The 12,801-nt window shown below is 50.2% G+C and carries 13 protein-coding genes; 8 read left to right on the top strand and 5 right to left on the bottom strand.

Translation table 11 applies throughout. The features are described 5' to 3' along the window. The first annotated feature begins 100 nt into the window (after positions 1 to 100). From K0I31_RS11465 to rnd, 5 genes are all read left to right on the top strand, one after another. Positions 101 to 802 carry a M50 family metallopeptidase gene (locus tag K0I31_RS11465; RefSeq protein ID WP_220078457.1) on the top strand — a complete coding sequence of 234 codons (702 nt, stop codon included), beginning with the start codon at positions 101 to 103 and terminating at the stop codon, positions 800 to 802. An 82-nt stretch (positions 803 to 884) separates the two neighbouring features. Continuing rightward, positions 885 to 1,733, top strand: coding sequence for a class I SAM-dependent methyltransferase (locus K0I31_RS11460; RefSeq protein WP_220078456.1), 849 nt, complete (start codon positions 885 to 887; stop codon positions 1,731 to 1,733). Between the two features lie 2 nt (positions 1,734 to 1,735). After that, the gene (locus tag K0I31_RS11455; protein ID WP_258406482.1) at positions 1,736 to 2,671 is read left to right on the top strand and encodes an alpha/beta fold hydrolase; all 936 of its coding nucleotides are present in this window, start codon (positions 1,736 to 1,738) and stop codon (positions 2,669 to 2,671) included. A gap of 198 nt (positions 2,672 to 2,869) precedes the next feature. Continuing rightward, positions 2,870 to 4,543 (top strand): long-chain-fatty-acid--CoA ligase FadD, encoded by a 1,674-nt coding sequence (fadD, locus tag K0I31_RS11450; protein WP_220071610.1) that lies wholly within the window; start codon positions 2,870 to 2,872, stop codon positions 4,541 to 4,543. A gap of 90 nt (positions 4,544 to 4,633) precedes the next feature. Continuing rightward, positions 4,634 to 5,740, top strand: a complete 1,107-nt coding sequence (gene rnd / locus K0I31_RS11445; protein WP_220078455.1) for a ribonuclease D — start codon at positions 4,634 to 4,636, stop codon at positions 5,738 to 5,740. A 109-nt stretch (positions 5,741 to 5,849) separates the two neighbouring features. Here rnd and minE read toward each other — a convergent pair whose 3' ends face one another. The 3 genes from minE to minC are packed head-to-tail and all read right to left on the bottom strand — an operon-like array spanning position 5,850 to position 7,612. Continuing rightward, on the bottom strand, positions 5,850 to 6,110 hold the full coding sequence (gene minE / locus K0I31_RS11440) for a cell division topological specificity factor MinE (protein ID WP_011865984.1): 261 nt from the start codon (positions 6,108 to 6,110) through the stop codon (positions 5,850 to 5,852). 2 nt (positions 6,111 to 6,112) lie between these two features. Continuing rightward, positions 6,113 to 6,922 (bottom strand): septum site-determining protein MinD, encoded by an 810-nt coding sequence (gene minD / locus K0I31_RS11435; RefSeq protein ID WP_011865983.1) that lies wholly within the window; start codon positions 6,920 to 6,922, stop codon positions 6,113 to 6,115. Between the two features lie 24 nt (positions 6,923 to 6,946). Beyond that, on the bottom strand, positions 6,947 to 7,612 hold the full coding sequence (minC, locus tag K0I31_RS11430; protein ID WP_144203067.1) for a septum site-determining protein MinC: 666 nt from the start codon (positions 7,610 to 7,612) through the stop codon (positions 6,947 to 6,949). Between the two features lie 126 nt (positions 7,613 to 7,738). Between minC and K0I31_RS11425 the strand changes: the two genes are divergently transcribed. The 3 genes from K0I31_RS11425 (at position 7,739) to K0I31_RS11415 (ending at position 9,574) form a co-directional block, all read left to right on the top strand. After that, positions 7,739 to 8,020 carry a YcgL domain-containing protein gene (locus K0I31_RS11425; protein ID WP_011865981.1) on the top strand — a complete coding sequence of 94 codons (282 nt, stop codon included), beginning with the start codon at positions 7,739 to 7,741 and terminating at the stop codon, positions 8,018 to 8,020. A gap of 59 nt (positions 8,021 to 8,079) precedes the next feature. After that, on the top strand, positions 8,080 to 9,018 hold the full coding sequence (locus K0I31_RS11420; RefSeq protein ID WP_258406481.1) for a lytic murein transglycosylase: 939 nt from the start codon (positions 8,080 to 8,082) through the stop codon (positions 9,016 to 9,018). Positions 9,019 to 9,133: 115 nt separating this feature from the next. Beyond that, a complete protein-coding gene (locus K0I31_RS11415; RefSeq protein WP_220078453.1) occupies positions 9,134 to 9,574 on the top strand; it encodes a YcgN family cysteine cluster protein in 441 nt (146 codons plus the stop codon). Positions 9,575 to 10,611: 1,037 nt separating this feature from the next. On the opposite strand, the gene K0I31_RS11410 is transcribed toward K0I31_RS11415, so the two are convergent. Both K0I31_RS11410 and K0I31_RS11405 read right to left on the bottom strand, forming a co-directional pair. Further along, complete coding sequence (locus tag K0I31_RS11410) at positions 10,612 to 11,529, bottom strand: retron St85 family RNA-directed DNA polymerase (RefSeq protein WP_258406480.1); 918 nt, start codon at positions 11,527 to 11,529, stop codon at positions 10,612 to 10,614. Positions 11,530 to 11,531: 2 nt separating this feature from the next. After that, positions 11,532 to 12,500, bottom strand: coding sequence for a retron St85 family effector protein (locus tag K0I31_RS11405; protein WP_220078451.1), 969 nt, complete (start codon positions 12,498 to 12,500; stop codon positions 11,532 to 11,534). Positions 12,501 to 12,801: the final 301 nt, after the last annotated feature.

The following is a 12,801-nucleotide window of genomic DNA, read 5'->3' as shown; positions in this document are numbered from 1 at the left end:
TGTTTAGTCTTCAATAAAGGAAGATGTTTCGGCGTAGCGCCAGCGTGTCTAAATTGCCGGCCATTAAGGCATCAACAACCTATAGGACGGGTTCTTCAGTATGGCTTTTTCTATCGATTCTCCCTCTTCTCGCTCTGGTATGCCATCTCGCAGCCTCTTCATGGTCGAGTTACTGCTGGCTTTAGTCGTCACCCGCATTCCCTATCTAAGCGTGCCCTTTAAGTGGCTGGAGAGTTATTTTCACGAGGCGTCTCACGCCCTGGCGACCCTGATTAGCGGCGGTATGGTGAGTCATATCGAACTTTATCCCAACGGCGCCGGTCTGTGCGTGAGCCAGGGAGGCTGGCCCGTGTTGATTGGCTTTGCCGGCTATTTCGGCGCCGCGCTCTGGGGGCTACTCATCTTTTATCTGGCGACTTGGGCCCGGGGGATCCGCGTCAGCTTTAGCTGTCTCGGGTTGGTGGTGTTGCTAAGTATCGTGCTCTGGGGGCGGGACCTGCTCACCGTCGCCATCTTGCTAATGCTCGCCTTGCTGTTTCTGCTGCCGTTAAAACTCAGTCATAGTCCACTGCTGACCTTTGCCCTCAGGGTGATGGCGCTGATGGTGATGTTGAACGCGCTCGCCAGCCCCACAGTGCTGCTGGGCATGCCGGGGCGCGGCGATGCGGCCATGCTGGCGGAGCAGACCTGGATCCCGGCCTGGATCTGGGTCGGTATCTGGCTGCTCACCAGTTTAACCATGCTCTGGCTCTGCTGGCGCCGGGTCGATAGTGCCAATCAGCTGAGCGCGCAAAAAGTGTAACCGACTGTATATCTAGTTTAATTTTCGTTATTAGCCTGATAGCTTAGGTGTTTTAGCCTTATCTAATATCTAGGGAGAGAATATGAAGAGTTTAACCTTAGCGGCCTCACTGGCATTAGCCATAGGCGTGGCGGCACCTAGCCTAGTCAGCCCAAACTATGCCCAGGCTAACGAGACACATCTGGTCAATCAGCAGGTCACAGATGCGCTCACCAATCCGCTGAGACAAGCGGCAAATATGGAGCGTGATCAGTATCGTCACCCGGGGGAGACCCTGAGCTTCTTCGGTGTTAAGCCAAGCGATACCCTGGTGGAACTCTGGCCGGGCGGTGGCTGGTACGCCGAGATCCTCGCCCCATATTTGGCGAAAGAGGGTCACTATATCGCCGCGAATTTCGATGCCAACCCGCCTGAGGGCCTAGAGGTACCCGGCTATCGTATTCGCCTGGGTAAGGCGCTGGACAAGTGGCTCAAGGATCATGGCGATACCTTAGGCCAGGCGTCGAGTATCAGTTTCGACCCTCCAAGGCTTATAGAGCTTGGCGCGCCTAATAGCGCAGATGTGGTGCTGACCTTCAGAAATCTGCACAACTGGGCCAAGTCTGGGGTATTAGAGCAGGTGTTCGACTCGGCCTACAAGGTGTTAAAGCCTGGTGGTACCTTTGGCGTGGTGGAGCACAGGGCAAACCCTGGCATGGATCTGAGCACAGGCTACATGGTGCAGGATGAGATGATCGCCTTAGCCGAGAAGGCTGGCTTTACCCTGGTGGCCACCAGTGAGGTCAATGCTAATCCTAAAGACAGCAAAGATCATCCTAAGGGCGTCTGGACTCTGCCGCCAAGCCTGCGTCTGGGCGATCAGGATAAAGCCAAGTATCTTGCCATCGGCGAGAGCGATCGCATGACGCTTAAATTTGTGAAGAAGTCTTAATCATGAGCGATCCGCTAGCCCCTCTGTGTCAGCCCTCAAGTGATGGCAATGAAGTGATGCTATCACTGCCCCATATTCGTCTCTCTGGTCGGCTGTGGGGGGAGGCGGATAAACCTCTGCTATTGGCGCTGCACGGTTGGCTGGATAATGCCAACAGCTTTGCACCCTTGGCGGAGCATTTAAGCGAGTATCGCCTGCTGGCAATCGATTGGCCGGGCCACGGCGCGTCACAGCACAGGCCCGGCGGCTATCCGCTGCACTGGATAGATTACCTCTATGATCTCGAGCTGCTTATCGATGCCATAGTGCGTCATCAGCCCCTGCATGGTGTGATAGGTCACTCGCTGGGCGGCATAGTGGCCTCGGCCTACAGCGCCGCCTTCTCCGAGAAGGCCAAGCATTGGATCGTTATCGAGGCGCTCGCGCCGCTGTTTGAGGCGCCCGCTAAGAGCAAGCTAAGACTCAGGCGCAGCTTCGATGCCCATCAGCGGGCCGCCATGAGTCAGCTCGCACCTAAGCCTGTGATGCTGGATGCTGCCGTCAGGGCAAGGCATAAACTCACCGGGCTGGATATGTCCTGGTGTAGGCTAATCCTCGAGCGCAACCTGCAGCTAACAGACGGTCACTACTACTGGCGTAGCGACCCCAGACTCAAGTTAGATTCCCCCATGCGGCTCGATTTTGACCATGTCAGCGGCCTGATGCAGGGCCACGCTGGCAAGGTGCTGGTCATTAGAGGCAAAGAGGGTTATCCCCTGATGGGCTATCACCAGACAGAAAAGGTGTCTGAAGCCCATGATACGGCTGGCGAAGATCTATGCGAAGCCGCCGCTTCTTGGTATCAAGATCTCACTCAGGTGACCCTCGAAGGTGACCATCATCTCCATATGGGCAATAGCCTGGAGGTGGCCAAGGCAATTAAGGCATTTTTAGCGTGACAGCCCCTCGGGGAGGGATGGTAAAATTACACTAGGATTTTTACTCTAATTGTGTGATGATGTTCAAAATTAAAACGCCCGTATGATTTTTCGGGTGTTACCTACAATATTTATAAGTCAGTGTTTAGTTTCTGTTTTTGAAACCTTAAGTGAATGACCTCATTCACCTAACTCTGCCTGGGGATTTAGGAGAGACTCGTGGAACAGCTTTGGACGAAAAATTTACCCCATGATGTGCCCGCTATTATCGATGCAAAGCAATACAGCTCGCTGATCGACCTGTTTGAAAGCTCGGTAGCCAAGTATGCCGATCAGCCCGCCTTTGTGAACATGGGCGCGACGCTGACCTATCGAAAACTCGAAGAGCGTAGCCGTGCCTTTGCGGCTTATCTGCAAAACGAACTCAAGCTGCAGAAGGGCGATCGCGTGGCGATCATGATGCCTAACCTGCTGCAGTATCCCATCGCCCTGTTCGGCATACTGCGTGCCGGCATGGTGGTGGTCAACGTGAACCCTCTGTATACCCCGAGAGAGTTGAAGCATCAGCTCAACGACTCGGGTGCCAAGGCGATCGTCGTGGTATCTAACTTTGCCAACACCCTGGAGCAGGTGGTGGATCAGACGCCGGTGAAGAGCGTGATCCTCACAGGTCTTGGCGACCTCTTGAGCGCGCCTAAGCGCACCCTAGTGAACTTTGTGGTGAAGTACATCAAGAAGATGGTGCCTAAGTATCATCTGCCACATGCCATCTCTATGCGTCAGTCGCTCTCTAAGGGTCGTCGCCTGCAGTATGTGAAGCCGACCATCAAGGGGGATGATATCGCTTTCTTGCAATACACCGGCGGCACAACCGGTGTATCTAAGGGCGCCATGCTGACCCACGGCAATATCGTCAGCAACCTGCTGCAGGCCGACGCCGCCTATTCGCCGTTGCTGGCCGATGGTAAGGAATTTGTGGTTACCGCGCTGCCCCTGTATCACATCTTCGCCCTGACGGTGAACTGTCTCTTGTTCCTCCATAAAGGCGCGAACAACCTGCTGATCACTAACCCAAGGGATATCCCGGCCTTCGTGTCTGAGCTGAAGAAGCATCCGTTTACGGCGCTCACCGGGGTGAACACCTTGTTTAACGCCCTGGTGAGCTCGGAAGAGTTTAAGACCTTGGATTTCTCCAATCTTAAACTCTCTATCGGTGGCGGCATGGCGGTGCAGCGCGCCGTGGCCGATAAGTGGCAGGGGATCACCAAGACGCGTCTGCTGGAAGGTTACGGCCTGACCGAGGCCTCACCGCTGCTGACCTGCTGCCCCTATAACCTGGAGGGCTACAACGGCTCTATAGGTTTCCCGGTCGCCAATACCGACATGCAGGTGCGCGACGAAGAGGGCAATGTGCTTCCTCAAGGCGAGACCGGCGAGCTGTTTGCCAAGGGCCCTCAGGTGATGAAAGGCTACTGGCAGCGCCCCGAAGAGACGGCCAAAGTGATCGATAAGGATGGCTACCTGGCCACCGGCGATATCGGTTACATGGATGAGCAAGGCTTCTTCTTTATCGTGGATCGCAAGAAGGATATGATCTTGGTCTCTGGCTTTAACGTCTTCCCCAACGAGGTGGAAGAGGTGGTTGCCCTGCATCCTAAGGTGCTGGAAGTGGCCGCCGTCGGCGTTCCCCATGAGGTGAGCGGCGAGCTGGTGAAGGTATTTGTGGTACCAAAAGACAAATCTTTGACCGAAGAGCAGGTGATCAAGCACTGTCGTCATCATTTGACGGGATATAAAATTCCTAAGCTGGTAGAATTCAGGGATGAGCTACCTAAGAGCAACGTGGGCAAGATCTTACGCCGCGAGTTGCGTGACGAAGCCAAATCGGCCTAGTTATATAGGAAACCACCCGTTGTAGGTGACTCAAAGCCGGCATTATGCCGGCTTTTGTGTTCACCGAGCCATAGCATTTGGAGATGAGATTTGACCTTTCAATATGTAGAGGATGACGCCAGCCTAACAGAGCTGGTGGCTAAATATCGTCAGGCTAAGGTCCTGATGTTGGATACCGAATTCGTTCGCACCCGCACCTATTACGCCAAGCTGGGACTGATCCAGGTCTATGACGGCGAGACACTGGCGCTGATCGATCCTGTTGCGGTAAGCGATCTCTCTGCATTTTGGGCCCTGCTGGAGCGCGACGATATGATTAGCGTGCTGCATTCTTGCAGCGAAGATCTCGAAGTCTTGGCCCGTTACGGTCGCTGTCAGCCTAAGGTGCTGTTCGACAGCCAGATCGCCGCCGCCTTCTGCGGCTGGGGTCATGGCATGGGCTACGCCAAGCTGGTGGAGCACTGCCTGGGCGTGCAGCTGGATAAGGGCGAGTCGCGCACCGACTGGATGAAACGTCCGCTCAGCGATGCCCAGCTGCAGTATGCGGCCAACGATGTGGATTATCTCTATCGGCTCTATCCTCAGCTGCTAGAAAAGCTGCAAGAGTCTGGCAGAATGCCTTGGCTGCTGGAAGAGGGCGAGCGCATGACCCAGGGGCGTCTGGAGAGCCCGGATGGTGACACCGCCTATCTCAAGGTGAAGAACGCCTTCCAGCTAAGCCCTAAACAACTGGCCTATCTGAAGGTGCTGGCCAAGTGGCGCCTACAGAAGGCGCTGGACAGAGACTTGGCCCTGGGCTTCGTCATCAAAGATCACGCGCTGCTGGCGCTGGCCAAGAAGCAGCCCAAGAGTACAGGCGAGATCTTCAGGATGACAGAGCTGACCGAGCAGGAGAAGCGTCTGCATGCCAAGGCGATCATCGCCGAGATGGCCAAGGCGGATCTGGATAACCTGCCCGAAGCTATCGATGTGATCGCCCTGAAACCTGGCTACAAGTCGGCCTTCAAGGCGATCAAACAGGCGCTAACCCAGGTGGCGGAATCCCATCAGGTGCCGATGGAGCTGCTGGGCTCTAAGCGTCATATTCATGAATACCTGCAATGGCGCTGGAATGATGGCCAGGGCGAGATGCCTTTGGTGTTACAGGGCTGGCGCGGTGAGTTGAGTCAGGCTGCCTTGGCCGAGATCAGCTGTTAAGCCGGGATTATCCAACTTGCTAAACGCCAAACGGCGCCCATGAAAAAGCCCTCAAAAGAGGGCTTTTCTGTATGCATATTCTGGCTATTGAATAAGACCTGCTCGTCGCCTATGGCTTTTCCGGCAGGGTCACGTTCAGTTCCAGTACCGACAGGTTGTCGTCGTTCTGATCCAGCTGCACCGATACCTGATCGCTGTCTATCTGCACATACTTGCGGATCACCTCGATGATCTCCTGCTTCATCGCCGGAAAGTAGTCTGGCGCATCACGCTCGCCGCGCTGATGGGCGACGATGATCTGCAATCTCTCCTTGGCGGTGGTTGCGGTCGTAGGCTCTTTTTTCGCTCTGAAGTAATCGAGTAAAGACATAATTAGCTACCAAATATCCTTTTCAAGAATCCTTTTTTCTCTTCGGTGACGAAACGCATCTCTACGTCTTCACCCGTTAGTCGTGCCACGGCGTCGCTGTAGGCCTTACCGGCATCGCTCTCTTGGTCGATGATCACAGGTACGCCCGAGTTAGAGGCCTTGAGTACGGCTTGCGACTCGGGTATCACCCCAAGTAGCGGAATGGCCAAGATCTCTTCTACGTCGGCCACGCTCAGCATCTCGCCGGTGGCGACGCGGGTAGGGGAGTAACGTGTCAGTAGCAGCAGCTCCTTGACCGGCTCCAGGCCCTCTTCGGCGCGCTTAGACTTGCTCTGCAACATGCCCAGGATACGGTCCGAGTCGCGCACCGAGCTAACCTCAGGGTTGGTGGTGACGATCGCCGTGTCGGCAAAATAGAGGGCCATCATGGCGCCGGTTTCGATCCCCGCAGGTGAGTCGCAGATGATGTATTCGAACTCTTGCTTAAGCTCGTCCAACACACGGCCGACCCCTTCTTTGGTCAGGGCGTCTTTGTCACGGGTCTGAGAGGCGGGCAGCACGAACAGGTTGCTGGTGCGCTTGTCTTTGATCAACGCCTGATTCAGGTTGGCTTCGCCGTTGATCACATTGACGAAGTCGTACACCACGCGGCGCTCGCACCCCATGATGAGGTCCAGGTTACGCAGGCCGATATCGAAATCGACCACGACGGTTTTATGTCCTTTCAATGCCAGGCCGGTGGCAATGGCCGCACTCGAAGTGGTCTTGCCCACTCCACCCTTACCTGAGGTGACAACAATAATTTGTGCCATGTTTGTTTCTGTCCTTTTCAATTTCTATAGCGATAGTGCTTCGACGGTAAGGCTGTCGCCGTCAAGCCTGATGCAACCGCTCTTGATCGAGGCATGTGCCTGTAGATTCTCGGTTAACCAATATTGCCCTGCGATGGAGACCAGCTCGGCATCGATATTCTGGGCGATGATCACGGCATTCTTGTCGCCATTGGCACCCGCCATGGCCTTGCCTCTAAGACTACCGTATATGTGTATGCTGCCATCTGCAATCACTTCTGCGCCATTACCGACGGCGCCTATGATGATGAGATCGCCATTTTGCGCGTAAATCTGCTGCCCGGAGCGAATGTTCTGCTTCACTATCTTGGTGGTTTTTGGCAGCTGCGGCTGGGTCTGACTCTGTTTGCCAGACTTGATCAGCGCAAGCCCCAGGGCCTTGGCCTGATTGGCGATAGCACTCGGCGCGCCTGTGATCCCCACAATCACCAACTGCCTGGAGATCAAGAGATCTTTGAGGCCGGCGAGGTTGTAATCGGGGTCTGAGATGGCGCTGAGGTTAACCACTAGGGGCGCACCAAGAAAAAACTGCGGCGCGATGGCCAGTTTATCGTCGAGTTCGCGGGCAATTCCGTCGAGATCTGCATCATTAATATGCAGCACTGAAAGCGTAAATGAAGAGCCTTTTAATTCGAGGCTAGGTTTCTGCATTCCTAAACTTGCTCTTGATAAAATTAACCGGCTCGCGCCGGCTAGATATTATTATAATCCTTGCGCTCCATGTTATAGTGTGCGCAATTTGCTGGCAAGTTGAATAAACTGGAAATTTCACCCTATATGATCTGTGCTGTATATAAGAGTCGCTTAAAACCCGATAGCTATCTTTTTGTGGAGAAACGCAACGATTTCGAGCGTGTGCCCGAGCCTCTGATGAAGATGTTTGGCACGCCAGAACTGGTGATGTTGCTGCCGCTAAACAAACGTGAACAGTTAGCCCTTGCCGATATCGAAAAAGTAAAAGTTGAACTAGCCGAGAAGGGGTATTATCTTCAATTACCACCACCGCCGGTTAACCTACTCGAAGAGTACAAGAAAGAGATAGGTTATAGCAGAGACTAGGAAAGTGCATGTTTTTGAAGAATGTTTTGCTAAGTGCTCTACTTGCAAATGGCTTGGTTTTGACCAGCTCCTTGCAAGCCCAAGAGTCAGCGCTCAGTTACGATCAATATCTCTCTGAGTTAAAGCAGCAAGCAGTCGAGCAGGGGATCGCCCAAGGCACCATAGACGCGGTTTTCGATCAGATAAAGCTGTTCAAGAAGGCGGTGGTTAACGAACCCGCCGCCAATGGCCCGCAAAATAGCCCGCAAAATCTGGATACCTATCTCCCAGAGCGGGTGAGCGAAGCCCTGGTAGAGGAGGCAAGAAGCCTGTATCGCGATAACAAGGCGCTTTTCGACCGTCTAGGTAAGGAATACGGTGTCCAGCCAAGGTTTGTGCTGGCCTACTGGGGCATAGCCTCGGCCTTCGATGCCAGCGACTATCCGGCGCTGACGGTGATCGCCTCCAACGCCTATCATGGTGATGGCCAGGATGCGGCGTTTCTCGCGGCGCTCAAGCTGATGGAGCGTGATAAGCTTAGCTTCGACAGCCTCAAGAGTGATGCCACCGGCCTGATGGGCTACCCCCACTTTACCCCTAAGCAATTGGCCAAGTACGGCAAAGACGGTAATGGCGACGGTAAGGTGGATATCTGGCAGAACCTCGCCGATGCCTTCGCCACTACGGCAAATTATCTCAAGCAGCTCGGCTGGGATTATGATGGCACCTGGGGACGCCAGGTGAAATCCCCTAGCGAACTGCCCAAGGATCTGGTGGGGCTAGAGGTACACAAAGGCTTTGACCAGTGGCAGGCGCTCGGCGTAAGGCGCTTCAATGGCAGCGACTTGCCGTCACGCAAGGATATGCAGGTGTCGCTGATCAGGCCCGATGGCAAAGGAGGTCGTAGCTATCTGGTGTATGACAACTACCGGGTGCTGAGACAGACCCAGGCATCGGATCATCTGACCCTGGCTGTGACCTACCTGTCAGAAAGAATTAAGTATCCTGAGATAAAATAGGCTACTCGAGACGCCGAGCCGGTTTGAGCTGGCTCGGCGCCTAAGCACTCCGCTAACTCTTGAGCATTGAAATATATGGCGTTTGAAAGAGTTGGCCCTTGAAAGAATTGTAAAGATGTCGTTTTGGAAAGAGAAAACCCTCGCAGAGTTGAGTGCCCAGGAATGGGAATCGCTGTGCGATGGCTGTGGTAAGTGTTGCCTCAACAAGATCATCGATGATGAAACCGATGAGCTCTACTACACCAACGCCGCCTGTAAGCTGCTCGATGCAAAGGCGTGTCACTGCATGCACTATGAGCAGCGTTTTACCTTCGTCCCCAGCTGCACCAAGGTGACGGTAGATAACATCGCCGAGCTCACCTGGCTGCCAGACAGCTGCGCCTACCGCCGCCTGTATCAGGGCCGGGATCTTCCCAGTTGGCACCCGCTGTTAACCGGCGATAAGGCCAAGATGCATGAGCTGGGGATGTCGACCCGCAACAAGATAGTGAATGAGAACAAGGTCAGGTACCTTGAGGACCATATCGTTTTGTGGCCGCTGAAGGACTGTGACTAGTTCTTCACTTTCTCGTTAAAGTGAGGGAAATGTGGTTGTAGCGTCTACTAGTTTGGGCATTTGATAGGATTTTGAAGGTCATACCTTCATGGCAACCTAACGCCTGCCCGGCGAGGGTTGTGCAGATACATCTGCTACACGCCGTAAATCCATCCTTGGAGGCTCGACGATGGCATCCCTGCCATCGACGTCCGCAGATGCATCTACACTCGGTATCTAACGTTTCTTCGATTTAGCCTTTCTGACTACTAGTTGATGTTTGGGCTAGAGCGTCTAGCGACGTTTTGTATTTGGAAGGGCACCTAGAATCATCACTTCATGGTGGAGCAATTGCCTGCGGCAGGCTCAAGTGCAGATACGCTTGTGAGATAACTCTGCTACTGTGCCTGTTGGGCTTGGTTATTTGCTAAAGTATCTAAAGCCATAATTTCATTGTTATCTAACGCCTGCCCGGCGGGGGAAATGTGGTTGTAGCGTCTACCAGTTTGGGCATTTGATGGGATTTTGAAGGTCATACCTTCATGGCAACCTAACGCTTGCCCGGCGAGGGTTGTGCAAGCACTCTTTTGGCACGCCGCAAGCACGTCCGTGTGGGCTCTGCGAAATCATCCCTGATTTCGAAGGCCAAAAGCGTGCTTACACCCGTATTTATCATCTCTTCGATTTAGCATTTCTGATTACTCGTTGAAGTTTTGGCTGTAGCGTCTAGCTAAGTTTATATTTGGCAGGGAGCTTCAAACCATACCTTCACGGACATTTAACTCCAGCCCGGCGGATGCTGTAAAAGTACCAATGTTGTGATCGCTGGCATGTGAAGTAATTATGTATTTGCAACTGCTTTATTGTTATGGTGAATGAAATGAAGCGTTACTCTTATGAACGAGAGGAGTGGATGTCGAATTGGTAATAAAATAGTAAGTTATTGGAGAACATTCGTTTGGGTTTTTATATTCCCTGATTTTGAAGTCTAAAAGCGTGTTTATACTGGGTTATCTGACTTCTCGAATTGTCCTCTAGCAAAGTTTTCTTAAAGGTAATTACAATTTGGAATTATAACTTATTATCTCACCCACTAAATCTGCTCCATACTTTAAGCACAGCCGGTTAATAAACTGAGGTTCTATCGAATGAATATATGAAATGTAACCGGATAAATAAGAGCGTTCAGCTTCATTTAGTGTTTTCCAATTGTGTACTTTACTTTTAACTGTTCTCTTCTTATTTCTTCCAATTGACAGTTTTTTATCATGAGTTAGTATTAATCCAGTTACTTGTTTCTTTCGTTTTCTAGATGAATGGAATGTTTTGTTATTATTTACCGTCAGTCCTGAAGGTAGTTCAAGGTTAGCTACAATTTTTAACACCTCTTTTTCAATAAAAAATAAAATATTTCTTTCAGAAGTTGAAAAATATAAGTCGTCAGCATACCTACTATATACTACATTATTATTTTGACATAAACCTGACAACTTCTTGTCTAGCTTGTAACATATAGCGTTAGATATACATGGGGAAGTTACTGCTCCCATCACTAAACTATTTTTATAGCATAATAATTTTGCTAATAATTTAGTGTCGCTATGTGTCCAGTTTGGGTCTAAGATCGAAAACTCTCTATCAAGGAAGTTCTCAATGTCATCATAACTAATTGAATCAAAGAATGATTTAAAATCCATTCTGAGCAGAAAATCATTATTTACATGAAGTAATGCATTTTTCTTTACACTACAACCTCTATTATATGCAGTGCTTGAAGGATGAATCTTTAACTTATCCAGAACGTTATCATTAACAACCCTTTGAATTAGTTTTAATTCCTTTTTTGGATGATGAATCCATCTCTTCGTCCCATCACGTTTTAAAATGTGGAATTTAGAATAAAGACTATTGGAACGATTGATTATGCTTCTAATATAATCAATATCCAAAAATGTTCTTTTTTGTATCTCTTCCAATATCAAAAGTTTAGGACCTTATTCAAAGTTTTATTGTATGAGTCAATATATACCAAAGAGCTGGCGCATTTAGCTCTAATGTCTTGAGATACTTTCATTAATGCTTGCATCGACTTATTACTTTTTAACTCTTCAAATGAATTGCAATAATAGTAAACAACTTCATTTATTTCAATGCAGCCTATAACACCTAGTGCAACAGATAAAGAAACAATGAATTTCAAATCAGACACTTCTGTTTTTGTATGTATATTGAAAGAATCTTTGCAGGCATCAAGAATGATATCTTCAGTAACTGGGCCAATTGAAATAATTATCAGGATTACAATAAATAAGAGTTCCTTTCTGTTGAACTTCATATTTCCATATGTATGTTCTTCATCTCTTGTGGTATAGTTTCGGCTGCGTCTTAAATCCACTCGGCTTATTAGTTCTGGCATGCACGTAAGAATTGATTCGAACTCTGAATATATGCAAGGGCCATATTTCGATTCTTGATTAACCCATTTAACCGGTCCTGTGTTAATAAATGATGGGACATGTTCAAACTGTTTATCAAGTATTGGCAATAACTTCCTTCTAAGATCCGTGGCCATGGAGAAGGCACCTAACTCAGCCACTGTTCCAAATGATTCAACAAGAATAATCACAACATCTGAAAAGTCGGCTAGCCATTCTTCTAAAGCTAACGCATTAATATTGTTTTTACGTGATTTTACAATCGTATCCCATGCATACTCAGCACGAAACGTTAGTATATTAGATGCGTGCCTTTTTAAGTAAACTTCCATCACTTCACGATTGGAACAAAACTCTGGGTCCCCTCCACATATAAAAATTATTTTGGGAAGTGGTTCCCTACCAAATAAGTACGATCGTTTAGCGGAAAGGCTAGTAGAAGAAGAGTCTCGCTTAAGTTGAGAAATCAACTCTCGGTATGCTACTTTGTATTTTGGGTGCTCAAACCACATTCACGGTACCAAGATGAAAAGGAATTAGAAAAGTCCTTACTGCAGGAGTACGGAATCTGTCAGAGATTCTAGGTAACTAGAATCGAAGACATATTCTGTGCGACTGGGTACTAAACAGAATCTCGCTCTGCGAAGGAGCGGATCGAGATTCTGTTTAGTACCAAAAGAATCTCGATCGATTTCTTCGGGTCGGCTATTCACCAACCTCAAAAGATGCAGTAAATTACTACACTTCATGCTAAGGACTTGATTTCATCATAAGTTCTTAAATTGTTGTTGTCTACAATTGATACAATCAACT

This window comes from Shewanella spartinae (assembly GCF_019457555.1).
GTDB classification, from domain to species: Bacteria; Pseudomonadota; Gammaproteobacteria; order Enterobacterales; family Shewanellaceae; genus Shewanella; species Shewanella loihica.
The sequence above is the reverse complement of the archived record's forward strand: the minus strand, read 5'-3'. Positions and strand labels throughout refer to the sequence as shown.